General features: G+C 66.0%; 22 protein-coding genes and 1 pseudogene. 11 read left to right on the forward strand and 12 right to left on the reverse strand.

Annotated elements, in window-relative coordinates; genetic code table 11:
* Positions 1-64: 64 nt before the first annotated feature.
* Together ASD34_RS08685 and ASD34_RS08690 are read right to left on the reverse strand one after the other, a co-directional pair.
* On the reverse strand, positions 65-358 hold the full coding sequence (locus ASD34_RS08685) for a DUF1427 family protein (RefSeq protein ID WP_056575750.1): 294 nt from the start codon (positions 356-358) through the stop codon (positions 65-67).
* Between the two features lie 30 nt (positions 359-388).
* Positions 389-1,042, reverse strand: a complete 654-nt coding sequence (locus tag ASD34_RS08690; RefSeq protein WP_056575753.1) for a hydrolase — start codon at positions 1,040-1,042, stop codon at positions 389-391.
* A gap of 181 nt (positions 1,043-1,223) precedes the next feature.
* On the opposite strand from ASD34_RS08690, the gene ASD34_RS08695 reads away from it, so the two are divergent.
* Positions 1,224-2,135 (forward strand): LysR family transcriptional regulator, encoded by a 912-nt coding sequence (locus ASD34_RS08695; RefSeq protein WP_056575757.1) that lies wholly within the window; start codon positions 1,224-1,226, stop codon positions 2,133-2,135.
* Positions 2,136-2,156: 21 nt separating this feature from the next.
* Here ASD34_RS08695 and ASD34_RS08700 read toward each other — a convergent pair whose 3' ends face one another.
* Positions 2,157-2,786, reverse strand: a complete 630-nt coding sequence (locus tag ASD34_RS08700) for a 2-hydroxychromene-2-carboxylate isomerase (RefSeq protein WP_056575760.1) — start codon at positions 2,784-2,786, stop codon at positions 2,157-2,159.
* Positions 2,787-2,949: 163 nt separating this feature from the next.
* Between ASD34_RS08700 and ASD34_RS08705 the strand changes: the two genes are divergently transcribed.
* Positions 2,950-3,795 (forward strand): alpha/beta hydrolase, encoded by an 846-nt coding sequence (locus ASD34_RS08705; RefSeq protein ID WP_235510015.1) that lies wholly within the window; start codon positions 2,950-2,952, stop codon positions 3,793-3,795.
* A 49-nt stretch (positions 3,796-3,844) separates the two neighbouring features.
* On the opposite strand, the gene ASD34_RS08710 is transcribed toward ASD34_RS08705, so the two are convergent.
* Positions 3,845-4,165, reverse strand: coding sequence for a hypothetical protein (locus ASD34_RS08710; protein WP_056575766.1), 321 nt, complete (start codon positions 4,163-4,165; stop codon positions 3,845-3,847).
* Positions 4,166-4,526: 361 nt separating this feature from the next.
* Positions 4,527-6,899: a restriction endonuclease gene (locus tag ASD34_RS27060; RefSeq protein ID WP_082548557.1), complete on the reverse strand. Its 2,373-nt coding sequence runs from the start codon at positions 6,897-6,899 to the stop codon at positions 4,527-4,529.
* 216 nt (positions 6,900-7,115) lie between these two features.
* Between ASD34_RS27060 and ASD34_RS08720 the strand changes: the two genes are divergently transcribed.
* The 5 genes from ASD34_RS08720 to ASD34_RS08740 all read left to right on the forward strand — a co-directional run bounded on the left by ASD34_RS08720 (position 7,116) and on the right by ASD34_RS08740 (position 11,410).
* Positions 7,116-8,318 (forward strand): MFS transporter, encoded by a 1,203-nt coding sequence (locus ASD34_RS08720; protein ID WP_056575772.1) that lies wholly within the window; start codon positions 7,116-7,118, stop codon positions 8,316-8,318.
* Between the two features lie 67 nt (positions 8,319-8,385).
* On the forward strand, positions 8,386-9,207 hold the full coding sequence (gene dkgB / locus ASD34_RS08725; RefSeq protein WP_056575775.1) for a 2,5-didehydrogluconate reductase DkgB: 822 nt from the start codon (positions 8,386-8,388) through the stop codon (positions 9,205-9,207).
* A 222-nt stretch (positions 9,208-9,429) separates the two neighbouring features.
* Entirely contained in the window at positions 9,430-10,368 is a 939-nt protein-coding gene (locus tag ASD34_RS08730; RefSeq protein WP_235510016.1) for a M35 family metallo-endopeptidase, read from the forward strand.
* A gap of 38 nt (positions 10,369-10,406) precedes the next feature.
* Positions 10,407-10,886: a hypothetical protein gene (locus ASD34_RS08735; protein ID WP_056575780.1), complete on the forward strand. Its 480-nt coding sequence runs from the start codon at positions 10,407-10,409 to the stop codon at positions 10,884-10,886.
* Positions 10,887-10,984: 98 nt separating this feature from the next.
* Complete coding sequence (locus ASD34_RS08740) at positions 10,985-11,410, forward strand: PaaI family thioesterase (RefSeq protein ID WP_056575783.1); 426 nt, start codon at positions 10,985-10,987, stop codon at positions 11,408-11,410.
* Positions 11,411-11,443: 33 nt separating this feature from the next.
* Here ASD34_RS08740 and ASD34_RS08745 read toward each other — a convergent pair whose 3' ends face one another.
* The 3 genes and pseudogenes from ASD34_RS08745 to ASD34_RS08755 form a co-directional block, all read right to left on the reverse strand.
* The gene (locus ASD34_RS08745) at positions 11,444-11,821 is read right to left on the reverse strand and encodes a hypothetical protein (protein WP_056575787.1); all 378 of its coding nucleotides are present in this window, start codon (positions 11,819-11,821) and stop codon (positions 11,444-11,446) included.
* A gap of 117 nt (positions 11,822-11,938) precedes the next feature.
* Positions 11,939-12,328 (reverse strand): annotated as a pseudogene (locus ASD34_RS28580) (hypothetical protein); the annotation flags it as partial.
* A 67-nt stretch (positions 12,329-12,395) separates the two neighbouring features.
* On the reverse strand, positions 12,396-13,598 hold the full coding sequence (locus ASD34_RS08755; RefSeq protein WP_056576205.1) for an amidohydrolase family protein: 1,203 nt from the start codon (positions 13,596-13,598) through the stop codon (positions 12,396-12,398).
* Positions 13,599-13,842: 244 nt separating this feature from the next.
* Between ASD34_RS08755 and ASD34_RS08760 the strand changes: the two genes are divergently transcribed.
* Positions 13,843-14,676, forward strand: a complete 834-nt coding sequence (locus tag ASD34_RS08760) for a TorF family putative porin (protein ID WP_056575794.1) — start codon at positions 13,843-13,845, stop codon at positions 14,674-14,676.
* Here ASD34_RS08760 and ASD34_RS08765 read toward each other — a convergent pair whose 3' ends face one another.
* Positions 14,677-15,681 (reverse strand): Bug family tripartite tricarboxylate transporter substrate binding protein, encoded by a 1,005-nt coding sequence (locus ASD34_RS08765; RefSeq protein ID WP_056575797.1) that lies wholly within the window; start codon positions 15,679-15,681, stop codon positions 14,677-14,679.
* A gap of 110 nt (positions 15,682-15,791) precedes the next feature.
* Between ASD34_RS08765 and ASD34_RS08770 the strand changes: the two genes are divergently transcribed.
* From ASD34_RS08770 to ASD34_RS08780, 3 genes are all read left to right on the forward strand, one after another.
* Positions 15,792-17,474, forward strand: coding sequence for an MBL fold metallo-hydrolase (locus tag ASD34_RS08770; protein WP_056575800.1), 1,683 nt, complete (start codon positions 15,792-15,794; stop codon positions 17,472-17,474).
* Positions 17,471-18,199: an RNA pseudouridine synthase gene (locus ASD34_RS08775; protein ID WP_056575803.1), complete on the forward strand. Its 729-nt coding sequence runs from the start codon at positions 17,471-17,473 to the stop codon at positions 18,197-18,199. Before ASD34_RS08770 ends, ASD34_RS08775 begins: the two co-directional genes overlap by 4 nt.
* An 84-nt stretch (positions 18,200-18,283) precedes the next feature.
* On the forward strand, positions 18,284-18,862 hold the full coding sequence (locus ASD34_RS08780) for a hypothetical protein (protein WP_056575807.1): 579 nt from the start codon (positions 18,284-18,286) through the stop codon (positions 18,860-18,862).
* Here the strand turns inward: ASD34_RS08780 and ASD34_RS08785 are convergent.
* Genes ASD34_RS08785 through ASD34_RS08795 form a run of 3 tightly spaced genes read right to left on the reverse strand, consistent with a single transcriptional unit; the run spans position 18,852 to position 22,452 of the window.
* Complete coding sequence (locus ASD34_RS08785) at positions 18,852-20,063, reverse strand: multidrug effflux MFS transporter (RefSeq protein ID WP_056575810.1); 1,212 nt, start codon at positions 20,061-20,063, stop codon at positions 18,852-18,854. The genes ASD34_RS08780 and ASD34_RS08785 overlap by 11 nt on opposite strands.
* Positions 20,060-21,523: an efflux transporter outer membrane subunit gene (locus tag ASD34_RS08790; RefSeq protein WP_056575813.1), complete on the reverse strand. Its 1,464-nt coding sequence runs from the start codon at positions 21,521-21,523 to the stop codon at positions 20,060-20,062. Before ASD34_RS08790 ends, ASD34_RS08785 begins: the two co-directional genes overlap by 4 nt.
* Before the next feature lie 5 nt (positions 21,524-21,528).
* On the reverse strand, positions 21,529-22,452 hold the full coding sequence (locus tag ASD34_RS08795; RefSeq protein ID WP_056575816.1) for an HlyD family secretion protein: 924 nt from the start codon (positions 22,450-22,452) through the stop codon (positions 21,529-21,531).
* Positions 22,453-22,480: the final 28 nt, after the last annotated feature.

Here is a 22,480-nt window from a genome sequence, read left to right on the forward strand (position 1 = left end):
AGGGAGGTGGCTGCAAAGGCGCCGAGGGCGCCCAGGAAGTGGCGGCGTTGCGGTTCGGGGGCGTTCATGCGTCGCTCCGCTCGGACGGGCGGCTGCCGGCGGCGGACTTCACCGCCCCGGGCTGCGCGCAGGTCGGCAGCTCGCCGAACACGTGCGGCTTGACCTGGTCATGCAGCCACGAGGTGGCGGCCGGCCGGTCGAACACCTGCCGCACCAGCGGCGGGATCTGCTCGCCGAGCAGGATGCCCAGCAGGCCCACCAGGGCGATCACCGGCGGCGCCGGCGAGCGCACCTGGAAGAGCGCGTAGATCACGCCGACCAGCAGGCCGAGCGCAAGGGAAACGACATAGGTCTTCATGGTCGGTCGGCCTTTCGGGTGCTCTGGCGCTCAGCCCTCGTGGGCGCCGAACATGGTCTTGGCGTACGTCACGCCCAGACCGTAGGCGCCGCCCACCCTCTTCGCAATACCGGTCGTCAACTCGTAGGTGTCGCCACGCGCCCAGTCGCGCTGCAGCTCCAGCAGGTACTGCAGCGAGGTCATCGGCTGCGCGCCGGCCTGCACCATGCGCTCCATCGCGCGGTTGTGCGCCTCGGTGGACACGTCGCCGCAGGCGTCGGCAATCACGTACACCTCGAAGCCCTGGTCGAGCGCCGACAGCGCCGGGCCCACGATGCACACGCTGGTCCACAGGCCGGCCAGCACGATGCGCGGCTTGCCGATGGCGTTCACGCGATCGATCACGGCGGCGTCTTCCCAGGTGTTCATCGAGGTGCGGTCGAGCATCTGCTGGCCGGGGAAGGCGTCGGTGATCTCGCTGAACATCGGGCCCGAAAAACTCTTCTCGGCCACGGTCGTCAGGATGGTCGACACCTTGAAGCCGGCCGCCGCCTGCGCCACCAGCGCCGCGTTGTTGCGCAGGTTGACGGCGTCGATCGAGTGCGTGGCAAAGGCCATCTGCGACTGGAAGTCGATCATCACCAGCGTGTGGTCGGTGGGGGTGAGCAGCTTGGCGCCGGCGGTGGGGGTGGCTTGGACGGTCATGAAAGGCTCCTTCGGCAAAGTTGGGTGCGTGGATATTCGATTCGGTTCACAATCGCTTTCGGAGGGAATCTCCTTGGCGTGGACTGAATCATCCGATGCACGCAGGGCCCCATCGACGAAACTTTTCACCTTCAATGATCGAATTTTTCGATCATTCCTTTTTTGTTGCGAGGAACGCGCCGTGCTCAAGCTCACCCTGGAAGCCATCGAGGTCGTCGACGCCATCGCGCGCCACGGCTCCTTTGCCGCCGCCGCCGCGCGGCTGAACAAGGTGCCCTCCACCATCTCCTACGCCGTGGGCAAACTCGAAGAGCAGTTGGGCATGCTGCTGTTCGAGCGCAACGGCCCGCGCGTGACCCTCACCGCCGCCGGCGAGGAAATGCTCAAGGAAGGCCGCTGGCTGCTCGGCGCCGCGAGCGACCTCGAATCGCGCATGCGGCAGATTGCCACCGGCTATGAATCAGAGCTGCGGCTGGTGCACGACTCGCTCATTCCCACGCAGGCCTTCATGGACGACATCCGCGCCTTCGAAGACCTGCGCTGCGGCACGCGGCTGCGCATCGGCTGCGAGGCGCTCACCGGCAGCTGGGAGGCGCTGCGCGAGGGCCGCGCCGACATCGTCGTGGCCGCGGGCGAAGGCCCGGCCGGCGGCGGCCACCAGGCCGTGGCCGTGGGCAGCCTGGCGTTCGCCTTCTGCGTCGCGCCCACCCACCCGCTCACGCGGTTGAAGCGCCCCGTGCAGCGCGGCGACCTCATCGACTGCAACGCCATCGTGGTCGGCGACACCGCGCGCACCCTGTCGGACCGCACCGTGGGCCTCATGGCCGGCCAGCCGCGCATCACCGTGCCGTCGATGGCCGCCAAGGTCGCCTGCCAGGTCGCCGGGCTGGGCCACGGCTTCCTGCCGCGCGCCTGCATCACCGACGAGCTGGCGCGCGGCACGCTGGTCGAGCTGCCGACCGAGGAACCGCGCGCGCCCGAAGCCTTCTGGCTCGCGTGGAAGACCGGCGCGCAGGGCCAGGCGCTGCGCTGGTGGCGCGAGCGGCTGCACCGCACGCTCGTGCCCGCGCTGCTGCCGCGCTCGTTCCTCTGAAGAAAAAAGAGAGGTTGTCGCTCAGCCGCCGGCGCGCAGCTTGTCGAGCGCCCGATCGAGGAACGCCAGGCGGTCCTGCCCCCAGAAGCGCTCGCCGTTCAGGATGAACGTGGGCGCGCCGAACACGCCCGCTTCCACCGCGTCGGCGCTGTTGGCGCGGTACACCGCCAGCACCTGCGCCGACTGCTCCAGTGCCTGCAGCGCCGCGCCGTCGTAGCCGTTTTCATCGGCGATCGCGATGCGCACCGCGGCCTGCGCCGTGTCGCGCTCTTCGGCCCACAGTGCGCGCAGCAAGGCGTGCGACAGCGGCTGCGCGTCAAGGCCCTGCAGCTGGGCGGCGATCACCATCCAGCCGGGATGCTTGTTCCAGTTCGGGTCGGTCGGCGCGCCCTTGGGGTAGTGCGCCGGCTCCAGGTTCATCGGCATGCCGAGGTAATCGCGCCAGCGCGACAGCTCCAGCGCGTGGTACGTGCGGCGCGGCTCCGGTCGCGTCTTCAGCGGAATGCCCCCGGTCTGCGGCACCACCGCCTGGAAGTCGTAGGGCTTGAGCGTGAGCTGCACATGGTGGCGGCGCACGATGTCTTGCAGTTGCGGGCCGCCGAGGTAGGCCCAGGGCGAGGAGAGGCTGTAGTAGCAGTCGAGAGCGATCATCTCCAGATTATCTTCAGCCCCGGCCAGCGCGCCGTGCGGCAGTGCCATACACCTCGCAACGCAGCGCCGCGCGAACGCGGTGAAACTACGTCCCTTGCGCGTAGTGCATCGGGCGGGCCCTGCCTCTGCGATGCCACGCAGCCACTTTTGCGGGAGCCCCGATTTGCAGCCGAAGACCCAAGCCAAGATTGCACGCATTGCCCTGTCGGCCTCGGCCGCCGCCATTGGCAGCCTGGCCGCCTACTGGACCCTGCTCGCCACGCGGCAGGGCCACATTCTGTTCAACGCCCGCAAGCTGCCCGTGGTGCATCTGTCGGACGACTTCTCGACCTACTCCCACTCCGTGCCGGGCGGCATGGTGCGCGGCTACGTGTACCACCCGCAGGGCGAAGACGCGCTGCAAGACCTGTTCATCTACTTCGCGGGCCGGGGCGAAGACGTGCGCGCCACCGCGCAGATGCTGCACTGGCTGCCCGAGGGCTTCGGCTTTGCAGCGCTCAACTACCGGGGCGTGGCCGACTCGGAGGGCACGCCTTCCGAAGTGGCCTCCGTGGCCGACGCCGCCCAGTTCGCCAACCACCTGCGCCGCGCCTTTCCGCACGCGCGCCTGCACGTGGTGGGCCGCAGCCTCGGCACCGGCGTGGCCATCCAGCTCGTGGCGCAACAGAAGTTCGAGAGCCTGCAGCTCGTCACGCCCTACGACTCGCTGCTCGAAGTCGCCAAGAAGCGCTTCCCGCTCGTGCCGCTGTCGCTGCTGCTGCGGCACCGCTTCAACTCCATCGAACACAGCAAGGAAGTCGCCGCCAAGACCCAGGTGCTGCTCGCGGCGAGCGACGACGTGGTGCCGCACGAACGCTCCGAAAAACTCATCGCCGCCTGGCCCACGCCCGTGAGCGTGCAGACCGTGTCGAACTCGGACCACCACAACATCACCGGGCTGGAAGAGACCTGGCTGATGCTGGTGGACTTTGCGTTGACGGCGGTGTTGCCGGAGCCGAAGGCGGCTTGAGGGTTGCGGGCCGGTCGTGATGCAGAGGCCTCACGTCGGCCTCCGCGTGCTAAGCCGGTTTGAGCGAGGGTTGCGCTTGCAACGCATCGCGTACGGGGCCGGCTGTTGTGTTGACGGTGGCGATGCGTGTCATCAACGCTTCGTTGAGCAGGCGAAGCAAGGCGCTCAGTTCGGTGCGGGTGGGGGCGAGCTCTTCGCTGTCGTTCAGGGCGCTGGTGTCTACGAGCTTTTCTAGGGCGGTGTAGGCACGCATTACTGCGTTGAGGTTGTCGGCGTCGTCGCAGGCTTGGATCGCAAGTTCGTCGAGAGCGGGCAACACGGCAACAGGACAGGCGCTTGCTTGCGCGGACACAGGTGCAGATTCAGCCATAGAGGCCTCCAGTCGGGTTCTGTTTGCTACAGCCGACGCACCCGCTTCCAAACGGTGGCGGCAGCTCGAACGGGTTGGAAGACCGGGAACCCTCTTGCGAAAGCCGGCAGGGCTCGCGCCCTCCCGTCCGAGCCGCCTAAAAAGGCGCACGAACGAAAAAGCCGCAGGCCATGTGCGGTGACTGCGGCGGTGACTGCGGCTTTCGTCGCAGAGGGTTCGACGGGCTTCCAAACCCGATCACGCTTCCGCGCGACGATCGAGTATATCCGTCCAACACCGCACGCATCAAAAACATCTTCCCTTTAGCACTGCACTCAATTGCCAAATATCTTTTCAATTATCACGCAGCACTGACTCTCAACTAGACCTCCGGAACGATCTCGCACTCTTCCGTTTGGTGGAGAAGACCTTTGAAAATTTCCGCAACTACTTGGCCTGACTCAATTTGATTTTTTGAGCGATACGCGGGTGCTATCTCTACCTCTTCCTCTGTCTCTTCACTTTCAGCTTCTCTGACTTCGCTCTCTTTATCGCGAAGCTTTTGCAATTCCGGCAACAAAATATCGGATACGCCCTCGACCTCATCAATGATATTTTGCAGCCCCTCAGCAACCTCTGAGATTTCGTCTGCCGCCGTGGAATCTACGGCATCTGAGCTTATTTCTTGAGCGCGGAAAATAAGCCTTTCTCGCAAAATATCCCCCAACTCTTCTTCCTCCAACCTTCCAACCACCTCAGAAGAGGCCTGCCATACATAGCGCAGCTTGGCCATATCTTGTGGCAACTCAATCCATTTCTCCACTTGAAGTTCTTCATAAAAATTGCGCCCCTCATTTTTATCCAAAGATTCGAGCGCCTTCAACAAAAAGTCAAGAACCTCTGGCAACCAAGTCAAATCAAAAGGCCGCAACAAGTCTGAAAACTTAGAAATGTCCGCATCGAACATTTCAATCACGACAGAATTTACAAGATCTTCTCTCTTAAGCGCGGTCAGGCCCATAAATACCGAACGAAGCCTCGATATCTGCGGCGCCATAGTATCCCAGACAATTTTTTGACCGCCTTGCCAGTGGTGAATAGTCGTTGGCTCTTTCACAGACAGCAAGGCAGAGGTATTTTCAGCAATCGCTTCCGCAAATGGGCGCACCTTCTCAGGTACATCGATTTTGGACAATGAAGAGAAGGATTCATACCAAAAAATCAATTGGTCAAATGCCTTGGCAGATCTCAGAACCCCCTCAAAAAGATCTGGCTTCTCAAGAAGATCATAGTGAGCAAACTCACGGGCAGATGGATTAATAAATCCCACCATCGTTCCGGCGCCTTTATTTTTCACCAACGACTCATAGACCTGGGTATGAGTAAAGGAGCCTTCCGTCTCCTTTAATATCTCCAAATATGTTCGATCTATTGATCGCTGGGAAAATCGACACAGAGCTCGCCAAGATGTTTCCAATCTTGTGCTTTCGCTGGAGCCTTTCAAGCTAGCGAGCGCATATATCAAAAATCTTGCTTCAGTAGAAAGTTGGGAGAAGGGGCGCTTCCAAACAGCAATTGGATCATTCAGCATCGCAATCGCACGCTGGGCGAAATTATTTTGCAAGGCGGGATTGGCGATCCATTGCTCACAAATTTGTTCGATTACCCGAGGGAGGAAATTTTGATGTGTAATTATTTTTTCGTAGGCACGTGAGTTGACTAACTCTTGAAGCACCGTGACACCGACGTCAGAAAACTGCAAGTGATTTGCAAGAAGTCTGGCTCGAACAATCAAGCCATAGTCGCTCAATTTCACACTCGACAATTTCAACTTACCCTCGGTTCGCCCCAAAGGTTCGTACGCTCTTAATGCTTGATCGAAAAGATAGTCGCGTGTAGTGAGAACAAAGCGAGTGTTCTTGCTTACACGGCAATACTCCATGAGATCCAAAAGACGTCGATCTTCATTTTTCCCTAACTTCTGATCAAACGTCATTTGACCAAGAAAGTCATCGTAATAAACAACCAATTTAGAGTCCGAATCGGAGTGATTGACTATTTTCCAAGCCTCCTCGATATCTCCAGAAACAGAAACCACTTCAAATCCCTCGCGCAAATGATGCGCCAGCAACAACCTAGCGGCAGTAGTTTTTCCTATACCAGGTATGCCAACAATGATGCAATGATGAGCCTGATCCAACAATTCCAATGCTCTGTAAAACCCGTCGTGCACCACATACTTTGAAATCTCTGTACGAAGCCGTTCCACCTCATGCGCGGAATAGTTGAAAATCCCTGCATGCAGCACTTGATGCAAAACTGCGGTCGAGCCAAGCCATAACTTAAAATGACGGCGCTCGATATCTGGATTTTCCCGAATCAACATATTGAGCTCACTCGCCCCAAATATATCTCCGGACGCAATGCAAAATGGACTCATCGCATCCATTAGCTTTTTCTTGTTATCTGGATTTAATAGGCACGAGGTACTCAAAATATATCGAGCAGGCCTGAGCCTATCAACCTTAGGTCGCTCCTTTTTTTGAATATCACTCAAAAGACGAGGAAATGCTTTGGGATCGTATCTTTTACATTGAACGATTACTGAATCATCTTCCGCAGGAGCATATCTAAGGTCAATTCCGTCATCCTGACCAGTACGAAACGACTCCAAGCGAACTTCCAATAATTTCTGCAGAAGGTCGCAAGTTAATTTTTCAAAATCATCAAATGATAGGTTTTGAAAGTCGTACATTTTTTACAGGCCCTCTTGGATTTGGTATTCGATACTTTCCGTTTTTACTCGATCTCTAGTCGTTTTGGTTAAAGGTACCAATCGAAATTCGAGTCTTTTCGCATAAGGGCGATCATTAGATTATTGATTCACAGGCAACTATATTATTCCCCAGCCCCCATTTATCCGCAAAGATAACCGAAGGACACTCCTCCTCATCCCACAAGGAGTGCTCCCATGCCAATCGCCCTGCTCGCGCTGACCCTCAGCGCCTTCGCCATCGGAACGACCGAGTTCGTCATCGTTGGCCTCATTCCCACCGTCGCTGCCGACCTCCACATCGGCCTTCCCTCGGCCGGCCTGCTGGTCAGCCTCTATGCACTGGGCGTTGCCATTGGCGCGCCCGTGCTCACGGCCCTCACGGGCAAGCTGCCGCGCAAGGCGCTGCTGCTCGGGCTGATGGCGCTGTTCACGATCGGCAACCTGCTGGCGTGGCAGGCGCCCAGCTATGAATCGCTGATTGCCGCCCGCGTGCTCACGGGGCTGGCGCACGGGGTGTTCTTCTCGATCGGCTCGACCATTGCCACCGGCCTGGTGCCGAAGGAAAAGGCGGCGAGCGCCATCGCGATCATGTTCACGGGCCTCACGGTGGCGCTGGTCACGGGCGTGCCGCTGGGCACGTTCATCGGGCAGCACTTCGGCTGGCGCGAGACCTTCCTGGCGGTGTCGGCGCTGGGCGTGGTGGCCTTCATCGGCAGCTGGATCTTCGTGCCGGGCAACATCCGCCACACGCCGCCGGCCTCGCTGGCGCAGCAGGCCAAGGTGCTGGCCGAGCCGCGCCTCTTGCTGGTGTATGCCAAGACGGCCATCGGCTATGGCGGCTCGTTCATTCCGTTCACGTTCCTGGCGCCGATCCTCACCGACGTGTCTGGCTTCAGCGCCAGTTCCGTGGGCTGGGTGATGCTGGTGTACGGCATCTCGGTGGCGGTGGGCAACATCTGGGGCGGCAAGCTGGCCGACCGGCTGGGCCCGATTCCGGCGCTGAAGATCATCTTTGCGCTGCTGGCCGCCGTGCTGCTGGCCTTCAACTTCGCGGCGCCGCACAAGTGGCTGGCGCTGGTGGCGGTGCTGATGTGGGGCGCGGTGGCGTTCGGCAATGTGCCGGGGCTGCAGGTGTACGTGGTGAAGCAGGCCGAGCGCTTCACGCCGCAGGCGGTGGACGTGGCCTCGGGCCTGAACATCGCGGCCTTCAACCTGGGCATTGCCCTCGCCGCCTGGGCCGGCGGCCTGATCGTGACGCACCTCGGGCTGATGCACACGCCCTGGATCGGCGCACTCGTCGTGCTGGTGTCGCTGGCCCTCACGCAGTGGAGCGGCTCGCTCGACCGCCGTGCCGGCATTCCGGCGCACGCCTCGGGGCCGGTGCCGGTCGGGCACTGAGCCCTCCTCTTCCCCCTTTCTCTCTTTTCTGTCTTCTCTTTCTTTGAACGCAAGGACCACACACGTCATGACCACGAACAACCACACGCCCATTCCCGCCTTCGGCCTCGGCACCTTCCGCCTGCAGGGCCAGGTGGTGATCGACTCGGTGAAGAACGGCCTCGACCTGGGCTACCGCACGATCGACACGGCGCAGATCTACGGCAACGAAGCCGAGGTGGGCCAGGCCATTGCCGAAAGCGGCGTGGCCCGCAACGACCTGTTCATCACCACCAAGATCTGGACCGACCACTACGCCAAGGACAAGCTGGTGCCCAGCCTGCAAGACAGCCTCGCCAAGCTGCGCACAGACCATGTCGACCTGACGCTGATCCACTGGCCCTCGCCCGGCAACGCGGTGTCGGTGGCGGAGTTCATGGGCGCGCTGGCCGAGGCCAAGGCACTGGGGCTCACGAAGCAGATCGGCGTGTCGAACTTCAACATCGCGCTGATGCAGGAGGCGATTGCGGCTGTGGGCGCACAGAACATCGCCACCAACCAGATCGAGCTGCACCCCTACCTGCAGAACCGCAAGGTGGCGGCCTTCGCGCAGAGCCAGGGCATCCGCATCACCTCGTACATGACACTGGCCTACGGCAAGGTACTGAACGACCCGGTGATCGACGCCATTGCCGCTGCGCACGGCGCCACGCCCGCGCAGGTGGTGCTGGCCTGGGCGATGCAACTGGGCTACGCGGTGATTCCGTCGTCGACGAAGCGCGCGAACCTCGAGAGCAACCTGAAGGCGCAGCAGCTGGGGCTGACCGAGGCCGAGATGGTGCAGATCGCCGCACTCGACCGGGGCGAGCGGCTGACCGATCCGCAAGGGCTGTCGCCGGCGTGGGATTGATCACCCCGGCCATTCCCGGCCGCTTTTGTGAGACCGCATTCGCGGGTCGCGCGTGCGCCGATGACGCGCTCCCAACCGGTTGACGATAGACAACAGTGTTAGCGCGCTCGCCCACATACAACGCCCCGTCATCAAACGGGAGCGTATCGAATGGAGCGAAAGATTCTTGTGGTTGGAGACCCACCAGTCCCTGGTGGTCGAATCCTTCCGTACAGCGGACCCATGTTCGACCTGCACGGGCATCGGGTCGCCCTGATCGGCGGCAGGGCCTATTGCGAGGGCTGCAACAGCGTCGGCATCATTGCCAAGGCCGGAGGGCCACGGCGCCCTCGATTCATCTCGGAGGCTGCGCTGGAGGGAGACGTGGTGGTCTGCCACTGTCCGGTGCCGCAGCCGCTGGTTGCCACCCTTCAGCACACATCGACCTGCGACGACGGGGCCTGGCAGGCTGCTACGGCGCAGACGAATCTGATGGCATCGGCGATGACGGCAGTCACTGCGCCTTCAGCGGAGATGGCCGCCCTGAAGCAGGCGGTGGACGAAGGCGTCACGCATCCACCCGAAGCGGCGCAGACCGAAAGAATCTGCCCAAACATGACGAACAAGGAGTTCGCCGCCTTGGTGATGAAGCTGCGCGACATGGCGATCGACTACATCGCGAAAAAGCGGCTCCCTGAACTGGAGCGATGGGACAAGGGGGCCCAGGCCCGGGTGAGCGAATGGTTTGGCGTGGCCGATCAAGGCATCCGCGAACATCTGCAGAAAGGCCTGTCCGCATGCATCCGTGTGCTTCAAGGCATGGAAGCGAAAAACTTCATTCGATACACGGAAGACGGCAAGGTGGCGACCTGCGTTCTGCCCAGCGCGAACGGCGCCGCCGCGGCAGTCTGCAAGCCGGACACGGGCACCCACACTGTGGCGATTGCGCTTGTCTTCTGCAACTTCAGGTTCGACAACAAGACCAATTTCGACACAGGTGCCGTGCTGGACGGTGACTCGCGATTGCTGACGCTGATCCATGAGGTCACCCACTTCGATGACACCTTTGGCTCGGACGACACCTGGTACGGAACCTCGAACTCCAGAGAGCATGCGAAGGAATTCAAGTCCCGGCCGAATGCAGACAGCCTTGCGGCCTATATTCTTGGCGTTACCCGCTAAGGCACACCGTGATCAGGCATCTGAAATCTCTGAGGGGCGTGGCTCTCGCTCTGGCAACACTCGGGCCGACCGCCGTGCTCGCATGCAGTCCCATCAAGGTCTTCTACGTGTACTTCGACCGAGACTCCGCGGCCGTATCGGCCGATCAAGTGCTGCGGCTTGGCAGCTGGATGACAGAGCTTCGAATGCGCTATCCCAACCATGAGGCGATCTATGTCGGAGCCTCGGTCGAGCCCGAGGAGCGTGACCATCGCCCTCACGGGCTGGGTTTGGAACGAGGTCGCAACGTGGCCCGCGTGCTTCGAGAGAACCTGCAATTCACCGCCAGGATCGATCTTCCGAAAACCAGCCACGTTGTCGGCCGTGAGCCGTCTGCGAACAAGTCGGTAGAGAACCAGCGGGCCCTCGGCGTTCAGCTCGACTTCTTGCCGGCCTGTCCGCATGAATGCGCCTGCCAGATGGGTGACCCGCTCTACAAGGCACCGGCTCCGCGGCACTCGACCGGGGCGAGCGGCTGAGGTCCGAAAACAGAAATGACGCCGCGCGGCAGAATGCAGTGCCCCCTCGGGGCGCCTCCACCGGCACCCTTTTCTTCTGCTTCTTTTCCCTGCCAGCCATGACCGACCTCCAGACCCGCATCTCCGACAGCTTCAACGCACAGGGCCTGATGGCCACGCTCGGCGCGCGGCTGGTGCATGTGGCCGAGGGCGAGGTCCACATCGAGATGCCGTTCTCGAAGGCGCTGTCGCAGCAGCGCGGCTATGTGCATGCGGGCGCGGTGACGAGCATCGTCGACAGCGCCTGCGGCTACGCGGGGCTCACGAAAGCGCCGCAGGGCTGCGACGTGGTGACGGCGGAGTTCAAGATCAACTTCATGCGGCCCGCGCTGGGCGAGCGCTTCCTGGCGGTGGGCCGGGTGCAGAGTTCGGGCAAGCTGCTCGCGGTGTGCACGGGCGAAGTGCGCGCCTTCGCGAAGGCGGGCGACGCAGATTACAAGGTGGTGGCGATGATGCAGGCGACCATCGTGAACGTGGCGCAGTAAGCGCACGACCGCTGCTGTCGTCGCTGCACGTGGCTATCCGCGCGGCGTGGCGGCTTCGGTTTTTTCTTGCTGTTGCTCGTGCTGCTCGGCGATGACCGCCCGGCACAGGGCCTGCAGTTCCGCCGCGACGATGTCGGGCGCCGTGCGCAGTTCGGCAATGTCGCGCTCGCCGACGCAGTGGCCTTCGAGACGCACGTAGATGCGATTGAAGTTGCCCCCGAGCGCGCCTGCAATGTCGCGCAGGCAATCGGCCACGCTGGCAAAGCCGGTGTGGCTGTAAGAGCTGGGCGGGATCACGCCCTTGGAGCGCGGCGCGCGCACGGAATACAGGTACGACGCGCCTTCAGAGCGCAGCTCCACCACGGGCTGCAGCCCGCGCTGAACGTCGTCTTTGCCTTGCTTGCCTTGCATGAGCTGCAGTGTAAATCTGGCGCGGGCAGAATCTGCCCACCGGGCCGAAGGCCGCTTCGCAAGCGGTGGCACTTCTTCATTTTTGTCATGGCGCTGCGCTCACATTGCAGCCGCCATTCACACTTGGAGTCCATGGCCAATCGCTCTTACCTGTACAGCCTCGGCAACCGGCCCACGTCGTATGCGGACCAGCCCGAAACGATCTCGGGCCTGTCCGAGTGGAACTACGACGTGCCGTTCATGTACCGACTGCTCATGTCGGGCGACCCGCAGCTGTGCGCGTCGCTGATCTCCGACGGCCTCGATGACGACGAGGCGGACCAGAAGGTGAAGCTGTACGCGATCAACAGCCGCTTCGAGCCGGGCTTCGCCCAACTGCGCGAGCGTGGCCGTGTAGTACAGCTGGCCGATGCCCGCGAGGTGCATGGCCGCCACGCACATGGTGCAGGGCTCGCACGAGGTGCAGAGCTCGCAGCCCGACAGGTCGACGGTGCCCAGCCGGCGGCAGGCAAGGCGAAGAAGACCGGGCCCGCGCCGGTGCGCGGGTTGTCGGTTGCAGGGCGTGCGGCGCGGCTCACGCGGGCACGGCGCCGGGCACGAGCGTGCCGTGGCGCGCGACCACGCGGCCGCCCGACACCACGAGCTTGCGCACGGGGCGGCCCACCACGGCCTGCGCGGGCGTTTGCGCGTCGACCAGCACGAGGTCGGCGCGGCAGCCCACGTCCAGCCCGTAGGCCGCGAAGCCACAGCCGCGCGCGCCCGAGTGGGTGACGGTGTCGAGCGCCACTTCGAGCTCGTCGTCGCGGCGCAGGTTGTAGCGCAGGCCGATGAGCATGGCGCGCTCGAGCATGTCGGGGTTGCCGTAGGGCGACCAGGTGTCGCGGATGCCGTCGTTGCCGCCCAGCACGGTGACGCCGGCGGCGCGGCACGCCAGGAGCGGCGGCACGTTGCGTGAGGCCGGCGCGCTGGTGATGAGCACCACGCCGAGCTTCGCCATGCGCGCGAGCAGCACGTCGCGCTCGCGTTCGCTCACGTCGCCCAGGCAGAAGCCGTGGCTGATGGCCACCTGGCCCTGCATGCCGAGCGCCTCGGTGCGCTGCAGGATCAGCTCGAGCGAGAAGGCGCCCATGGCGCCGGGCTCGTGCAGGTGGATGTCGATGGGGCGCTGGTGCTTGTGGGCGATGCCGAAGAGCACATCGAGCGACTTCACGGGGTCGCCGTCGATGGCGCAGGGGTCGAGGCCGCCGAGCACGTCGGCACCCAGGGCCAGCGACTGGTCGAGCAGCTCGGCCGTGCCGGGGCGCCCGAGCAGGCCCGACTGCGGGAAGGCGACGACCTGGATCTGCTGCACCTCGCGCAGCGTCTCGCGCGTGCGCAACGTGCCTTCGAGATGGCGCAGGCCGGCCTGGGTGTCGACGTCGACGTGCGTGCGCAGGCGCGTGGTGCCGAGCGCGAGAAAGGCCTTGGCCAGCACCAGCGACTGTGCGGCCGCGTCGTGCCCGCTGGCGTGGCGAAAGGCGCGCTCGTTCTCGATCTTGTCGGTGAGGTGGGTGCCGACCTCGTTGCGGTACCAGTCCATGCCCCACATCGTCTTGTCGAGGTGGGTGTGGCCTTCGACGAGGCCGGGCAGCAGCAAGGCGCCCTCGCCGTCTTCGACGGTGGCGCCGGCCGGTGCGGCCAGCGCCGCGCCGATCTCGGCAATGCGGCCGTCGTGCACGCGCACATCGACGGCTGAAGCACCGAGGGGGCGCACGTTGCGAAGCAACAGGGAAGGCATGTTCAAACTCATGGGGGTTGTATTTCCTTCAACCATATCGAATTATTTTGGGATGCGCTGGAACAGATCGCGGGGGCTGCGGCGGCGCTGAACGGCGCGGCGCGGCCCACACGCACGACCACTGACGCGCGCCGGAGTCCGTGCCGCCGCGCAAAATTTTGCGCCCGCGCCCTGCTTTTTTACGCGGCTTTTAGACCCGCGCTTCTACGCTGCCGGCTCCTCCATCCGTTAGCGAATTCTTTCGATGAAACACCTTCTTTGCACCGCCTTGCCGGTGCTCGTTCTTCCCACCCTGTTCGCCCTGCCCCCGCTCGCCAACGCGCAGCTCACAGGCAACGTGGCGCTGACGACGAACTACAAGTTCCGCGGCCAGGACCAGGACATGCTCGGCAAGAACGATTACGCGAAGACCCGCGGCTTCAAGCCCGCCGTGCAGGGCGGCTTCGACTACGCCTTCGGCGACAGCGGCTTCTACGTCGGCAACTGGAATTCGAGCGTCAACTGGCTCCAGGGCAACAGCCTCGAGAGCGACATCTACGGCGGCTACAAGTTCAAGGCCGGCCCGCTCGACATGGACGTGGGCGCCCTCACCTACCTGTACCCGGGCAATTCGACGGGCAACACGACGGATCTGTACGCCAGCGCGGGCTACACCGACGCCACGCTCGGTTCGTTCACGCTGAAGTACTCGCACACGGTGTCGAAGGACTACTTCGGCTACGCCGGCGCCAAGTCGGGCTCGGGCCTGAAGGGCCGCAACACCGGCTACCTGAACCTGGCCTACAGCAAGGAGATCATGCCCAAGGTCACGCTGAAAGCGGCTGTCGGCTACACGAACATGTCCAGCGACATCCGCAGCCTGGGCTACAAGAGCTACGTCGACTACAACGTCGGCGCGACCTGCGACTTCGGCAGCGGCCTGACGCTGACCGGCTCAGTGCAGGGCGCCAACAAGAAGAGTTCGTACGTTTCAGTGGCCAACCCGGGCATCGAAATCCCCGAGTTCGGCACCTTCGGCCAGACGACCTACTCGCCCAACAAGGCGCGCTTCATCCTCACGCTGACCAAAACACTCTGATCAGTCGATGCTGATGTTCGCCGCCTTGGCGACCTCGGCCCACTTCACGCGGTTGGCGTGCACGGTCTTCTTGAACTGGGCGGGCGACTCGATGCGCACGGTGTTGCCCTGGCTCTCGAAGCGCTCGCGGATCTCGGGCTGCTCGAGCACCGTCTTCACGGCGGCATTGAGCTTGTCGACGATCTGCGGGTCGGTGCCCTTGGGCGCGAAGATGCCGAACCAGATCGCGCTGTCGAAGCCCCTGGTGCCGGGCAGTCCGCTGGAGGCGATGGTCGGCACTTCCTTCACGGCCGGCACCGCCGTGGCGGTGGTCACGCCCAGCAGGCGCACCTTGCCGGCCTTGTAGTGCGGCAGCACGGTCTGCACCTGGTTCATGATGCAGCAGGTCTCGCCGCGCACCACCGAGGTGATGGCCTCGGGGCCGCCCTTGTAGGGCACGTGGACCATGTTCAGGCCCAGGCGCGAGTTGAACTCGGCAAAGGCCATGTGCGTGCCCGCGCCGTTGCCGGTGGAGGCGTAGTTGTATTTGCCGGGGTTGGCCTTCACCAGCTCGACGAACTCCTTGAGCGTGCGCACGTTGATCACGTCGGGGTTGATGGTGAGCACGTTGGACACGTCGAGCACGGGCGCCACGGGCACGAAATCGGCCTCCACGTCGAAGGGCAGTTTCTTGTACAGCGCGGCGTTGCTTCCGTGCGTGGCGGCGGTGCCGAACGAGAGCGTGTAGCCGTCGGGCTTGGCATGCGCGACGTACTCGCTGGCGATGTTGCCGGCGGCGCCCGACTTGTAGTCGATGATCACGGGCTTGCCGAGCTGGCGCGACAGCGGCTCCTGGATGGCGCGGGCCACCACGTCGACGCCCGAGCCGGCCGGGAAGCCCATGATCAGTGTGACGGGTTGTTGCGGCCAGTCGGGCTGGGCCAGTGCCAGGGTCGATGCGGCGGCGGTGCAGAGCAAGGCGCCAGCGGCCCGCAGGGCGCGACGCGAGAAGGGAGAATGGGCCATATCGGTCTTTCTTCGAGGCGGACGGTGCAGGCGCACATTGTGGCGCGCGGCTGATAACTGTTTGCACATGTGCTTATGCACCGCGCCCCCTGCCTCTCCATAATCGCTCCATGGTCCGCCCCACACAACAACTCCACGCCCCTCGCGAGCCGGTGCCCGTGCGCGCCGCCGCCACCGTCCTGCTGCTGCGCGACACCGACGCCGGGCTCGAGCTCCTCATGACCCGCCGCTCGGCCACCGCGAGCTTCGCCCCTGGCGCCTACGTCTTTCCGGGGGGCCACATCGACGCGGCCGACGCCGCCGCCGCGCGCATCGCGGCACGCCGCGCCACGCAGAGCGACACGCAACACACGCAGGCCATCGCCGCGATCCGCGAGGCCTTCGAAGAGCTCGGCATCCTGCTGGCCCGCCACGCCGATGGCCGCGCGGTGAGCGCCGACGAGGTCGCCGCGATGGACCGCAACGCCACCGCCGGCGCGGCCTTCGCCGACCAGTGCGCGGCGCGCGGCCTGGTGCTGTCGGCCGACGAGGTCTTCACCTTCGCGCACTGGATCACCGACCGCGACCTGCCCAAGCGCTTCGACGTGCCCTTCCTGGTGGCGCGCATGCCCGAGGGCCAGACGCCCACGGCCGACGAGAGCGAGCAGTTCGAGCCCTGCTGGGTGCGCCCGGCCGATGCGCTGGCGCGCCACGAGGCCGGCAGCTTCTTCATGATCTTCCCGACCATCCGCACGCTGCAGCGCATGGCGGCCTATGCATCGGTCGACGCGGTGCTGGCGGCCTGCGCACCCGTGGCTGGCGGCGAAGAGAAACCGCTGTGGACCAGCTGCCCGCGCGCCGGCCTGCTCAAGGGCGAGGACGCGCGCTACATGGAACACGAATCGCCTTTCGGCGAACTCGCGCTGGTCTGCCCCGATGGCCAGATCGCGCACACGCTCGACTGGCAGAGCACGCAGCCCGTGGCACTGCTGAAGAACGTGCAGCGCCTCACCGCGCCGAACCCCAGCGCCATGACCGGCCCGGGCACCAACACCTACCTTGTCGGCGATGCGGCCACCGGCTACCTTGTGATCGACCCGGGTCCGAACGACGCGACGCATCTCGCACGGCTGATGAACGCCACGCAGGGCGACATCCGCCTCATCGTCTGCACGCACTCGCACGCCGACCACTCGCCGGGCGCCGCGCCGCTGCAGGCGCTGTGTGCTGCAGAGCGCAAGCCGCCGATCCTGGGCCTGTCGTCCGCGCCCACGGCACGCGCCGCCGCACGCTTCAGCGCCGAGCGCGAACTGGCCGACGGCGAACGGCTGGTGCTCTCGGGCACCGCCGCCGACGGCACGCCGCTCATGCACACGCTGCGCGCCATCCACACGCCCGGCCATGCGGCCAACCACCTGTGCCTGGTGCTCGAAGAAGACGGCCTGCTGTTCTCGGGCGACCACATCCTGAACGGCAGCACGACGGTGGTCGATCCGCCGGACGGCGACATGACGGCGTACCTCGATTCGCTCGACAAGCTCGATGCGGCCTGCGCGGCCGGTGGCATCGAGTTCATCCTGCCGGCACACGGCTACGTGATCGGCTTTGCGCGCACGGCCATCGCGCACCTGAAGGCGCACCGCCTGAAGCGCGAGGCCAAGATCGCCGCCGCGATGCAGCGGCTGCCCGAAGGCACGCCGGAGCAATGGCTGCCGCTCGCCTACGACGACGTGCCCGAGCGCATGTGGCCGGTGGCGGCGCGTTCGCTGGCGGCGCACGTGGCGCGCATCCGGCAACTGGCCGACGCGCGATGAACCGCTCGAACCGCCCCTCTGCGCCCGACGACGAAGGCGTGCGCCTGGCCAAGCGCGTGGCCGCGATGGCCCAGGTGTCGCGCCGCGAAGCCGAACTGCTGATCGAGAACGGCGCGGTGCGCGTGGACGGCGTGCCCGCGCTGCTGCCGCAGTCGCGCGTGCAGGCGAACCAGCAGGTCGAGATCGCCGCCGGCGCGCGCCCCGAGCCGATCGTGCCGGTGACGCTGGTGCTCTACAAGCCCGCCGGCATGCCGACCGACACCGCGCACCAGCTGCTGGTGGCCGCCAACCACCACGATCCCGAGCGCGAGGGCCAGCGCTTCCTGCCGGCGCATGTGCGCGGGCAGCGCTGCATGACACCGCTCGAAACCGGCGCCAGCGGCCTCGTGGTCTACACGCAGGAATGGCGCATCGAGCGCAAGCTGCAGGAAGACGCGGGCATCCTCGAACATGAAGTGATGGTCGACGTGGCCGGCCCGGTCGGCCCCGAGGTGCTGGCGCGGCTGGAGCGTTCGCCCGCGCGCGTGAGCATCGGCCGCCAGGCCGACGACCAGACCGGCCTGCGCTTTGCGCTGAAGGGCGCGCGCCCCGGACAGATCGCGAACATCTGCGACACCGTGGGCCTGCGCATCGTGGCGATGCGGCGCCTGCGCATCGGCCGCGTGCCGCTGGCCGGGCTGCAGCCGGGGCAGTGGCGCTACCTGGCGCCGCACGAGCGTTTTTGACAAAGGACCGAGGCGACGAGGCAGCACCGCAAACTGCCCCTTGAAGACAGCGGCTTCGCGCCGCACACGGGAGATTCCAGCACCATGAAGTTCGGCACACCGACCCGCACCCTGGCCAGCATCCTGCCGCTGACACTGCTGGCTGGCTGCAGCCCCCTCACCGCCCTGCTGTTCCCCGACACGCCGATCGGCGCGCCCGCCGCGACAACGGCCACCAAGCCCGCGACCCGCCCCACCGTGGTTTCGAAAGACGGCCTTGCGCCGATCACCGCGGTGCAGGTGGACCGCATCCGCAAGGTCGTCGGCGCCAAGCCCCCGAGTCCTGCGGTGGGCAAGGTGGTGGGGAGCGCGTCGCCAGCCATCGAATCCTTCCTGCGCACCGAAGGTTGCATCACGGCGCGCAACGGCGCGGTGCTCAACCCCTTCGCGGCGCCCGGCCATCTCTTCGACAGCACAGGCTTCCAGGGCGGCCCGATGGCCGGGATGCAGTACCACGACAAGACCGCCTGCGTGACGGTGCAGCGCATCCAGAACTGGAAGCTGGTGTCGCCCCGGCGGCTGCGCTTCGACGTGGTCTATGTGGGCGAGGACGGCGAGGAGCGCGCCATCAAGCGCCACGAACTCATGCGCCAGCCCAAGGGCGGCTGGCTGTTCACGCGCTGATCGATACAGCCGCGGCCTGCGCGCGCAGGCCGACGCCGAACGACAGCTGCGCCACGATGCCCGCCCCGGCCAGCACGATCGCCGCCGCGAGTGCGGGGTTGCCGTGGCCCATGCCCGCGAGCGCGGTGCACAGCGCACCGATCGCCATCTGCGTAGCACCGTACAGCCCCGAGGCCGAGCCGATGACCTTCGGATTGACGCCGATCGCCAGCGTCAGCGCGGCCGGCGAGGCCATGCCGGCGCCCACCGTGAAGAGGAACATGCTCGCGACGATCAGCAGCACCGAGAGCTGCCCCGCGAGCGCCGCGCCCAGCAGCACAAAGGCCGCCGCCACGCTCAGCGCGTTGGAACGCACCATGAGCCGGTCGAGCCGCACGCGCGAGATCAGCCGGCTCGTGAGGAAGCTGCCCAGCCACACGCCCGACACGAGGATAGCGAGGTAGATGCCGGCCTCGTGCGCGGGCCGGTGCAGCTGGTCCACGAAGATGAAGGGCGCCGAGGCGATGAAGGCGTACATCGACGTGGTGGCGCAACCGCCGCCCACCGAGAAGCCGACGAACGCGCGCGAGCCCACCAGCTGCCGGTAGTTGCGCGCGAGCGCGGCACCGTCGAGCGCCGCGCCGGGCGAGCCCGTCTCGGGCAGCAGGCGCCAGGCGAAGAGAAAGCCGACGACGCCCAGCGCGAAGAGCGCGTAGAAGATCGAGCGCCAGCCGAGCGCGGTGGCCAGTGCACCGCCGATGAGCGGCGCCACGCTCGGGCCCACCGCCACCATGAGGTTCATGAGCGCGAGGCGGCGCGTGGCCTCCTGCGGCTCGGCCGTGTCGCGCACGATGCTGCGGCCCAGCACGAGCCCCGCGCAGCCGCCCACGGCCTGGAACAGGCGCGCGGCGATCAGCGCATGCACGTCGGGCGCCACGGCCGCCGCCAAGCCCGACACGGCGTAGATCGCGAGCCCCGCCAGCAGCACGGGCCGACGACCGAAGCGGTCGGCCAGCGGGCCGTACACCAGCTGTCCGGCAGCCAGGCCGAGGATGTACAGGCTCACCGTCATCTGCATCGCGCCCATGCCGGCGCCGAGGCTCTTCGCGGCGACGGGCAGCGCGGGCACGAAGACGTGCATCGCCAGCGTGCCGCTGAAGGTGACCAGCGCGAGGAGCCACAGCGGCGCGTGCCGCGGGCGTGGCGGCAAGGAGTCGCTCATCGGGCGGTCGTGGTGGGCTTGCCTTGCGCGAGTGCGTCGTCGGCCGGCTCCCAGCCGCCACCGAGCGCCATGAACAGCACGACCTGGTCATCGGCCAGCTGCGCGTCGCTGGCCGCCAATGCGGCATCGGCGCCGGCCAATGCGCGCTCGGCGTCGAGCGCGTCGAGGTAGGCGGTGCGGCCGTTGCGGTACAGCTGGCGCGCCTGCGCGGCGACCTTGGCGCTTTCGTCGCGCGATGCCTGCAGGGCGGCGCGGCGGTCGAGCTCGCGGGCGTAGGTGCCGAGCGCGGTCTCGGTCTCGCGCAGCGCGGTCAGCACGGTGCCGTCGAACTTCGCGAGCGCGGCGCGCGTGCCGGCCTCGGCCTGCGCGATGCGGGCCTGCGCGGCGCCGGTGTTGGGCACGGTCCACGAGATCAGGGGGCCGAGGCTCCAGGCCAGGGTGTCCTTGCGGCCGAAGTCGTTGGCATGGCCGGCGGAGGAGCCCGACAGGCCCAGCGTGACCTTCGGATAGAGGTCGGCCGTGGCCACGCCGATGCGCGCGGTCGATGCGGCAAGGCCGCGCTCGGCCTGGCGGATGTCGGGCCGGCGGCGCAGCAACGCGGCACCGTCGCCCACCGGCAGTGCGCCGGCCACGCGCGGCGCCGTGGTGCAGTCGGCCACCTCGCGCGGAAAGTCTTGCGGCAGCGCGCCGGTGAGCGTGGCCAGGCGGTACAGCGCGCCCTGGCGCTGCGCCTTCAGCGGCGGCAGCGCGGCATCGAGTTGCGCAAGCTGGGCGCGCGCGCGGCCGGCGTCGATGGCACCGGCGCGGCCCGCGCGCTGCAGGCGCTCGGTGACGTTCACGGCGTCTTGCTGCAGCGCGACCGACTTCTGCGCGATCTGCAGCCGCAGGCCGGCCGAGCAGGCTTCGGCGTAGGCGCGCGCGGTGCCGGCCGCGACGTTCACGCGCACGAGGTCGAGCGCGGCTTCGGCGGCCTGGCTGTTGGCGGCGGAGGCCTCGATGGCGCGGCGGATCTGGCCGAACAGGTCGACCTGGTACGACAGCGACGCGCCTGCGCTGTAGTTGAAGGTGCTGGGCGGTTCGTAGCCCTTCTGCAGCAGCGACAGGCCCGAGACGTGGCCGAACGACGGCCCGCCGTTGACGCCGATCGTGGGGTACTTGGCGCCGGCCACTTCGGTTTCGATGGCGCGTTCGCGCTCGAGGTTGGCGACGGCCTGGCGCAGGTCGGTGTTGTGCGCGAGCGCCTGGGTGACGAGCCGGTCGAGCAGCGGGTCGTGGTACAGGCGCCACCAGTGCGCGGGCAGCGGCGCAGCGTCGGCCGGTGCTTCGGCGAAGGGCTTGCCGGCCGCGGGCTGGCTGGCCAGCGCCTCGGACGGCTGGTGATAGTCGGGGCCGACCGCCGCGCAGGCCGCGAGTCCGGCCGCGACCGCGAGCGAGGCCATGCGAAAGGCGAAGCGGGTCATGGCGTTTATCCCTTCTTCGGTGCGGCGCTGGTCGGGGCCGCGTCGTGTTCGAGGACCTGCACTGTGACGGTCTGGCCGGCCACGAGGCGCGCGCCTTCGGGCAGCGGGTCGAGCTTCACGCGCACGGGGATGCGCTGCGCCAGCCGCACCCAGTTGAAGGTCGGGTTCACGCTGGGCAGCAGGTTGGCGCTGGTGGAGCGGTCGCGGTCGGCAATGCCGGCGGCCACGCTGTCGACCGCGCCTTCGAGCACCGCGCCGCCACCCATCGGCGTCACGCGCACGCGGTCGCCCAGGTGGATGCGCGGCAGCTTCGTTTCTTCGAAGTAGCCCTCGACATAGAACGACTGCGCATCGACCAGCGCGAGCACCGGCCGGCCCGCGGCGGCGTAGCTGCCCTGGCGCAGGTCGAGGTTGGTGACGAGGCCGGCGGCGGGCGCGCGCACCTCGGCGCGCTGCAGGTTCAGGCGCGCCGAATCGAGCGCCACCTCGGCCTGCGCGACGGCGGCGCGTGCCTGCTCGACGCGGGCGCGGGTCTGTTCGCGCGACTCCTTCGACACCAGGTCGTCGAGCCCGGTGTTGCGTGCGTTCTCGCGCTGGGCCTGCGCGCTCACGGCGCGCTGCGCGGCGAGCGCGGCCTGCGCCTGGCGCACGGCGAGGTCGTAGCGCGCACGGTCGACCTCGAACAGCAGCGTGCCGGCAGCGACGGCCTGGTTGTCGTGGACCGGCACGGCCGTGACCAGGCCCGAGACGTCGGGCGCGATCTGGACCACGTTGGCGCGCACGCGGCCGTCGCGCGTCCACGGCGCGAGTTCGTAGTGGTCCCACAGGCGAAAGCCCGCCCAGACGGCGGCGGCCACCACGGCCACGGTGAGAAGAACGCGCAGCAGGCTCTGGGCCCGGGGGTTGTCTGCGAAGGGGTTGGCTTTCATGGGAATCTCTGTGTTGTTTGAGTTGTCG

Origin of the sequence: Variovorax sp. Root473 (assembly GCF_001426505.1) — a bacterium.
Lineage (GTDB): Bacteria > Pseudomonadota > Gammaproteobacteria > Burkholderiales > Burkholderiaceae_C > Variovorax.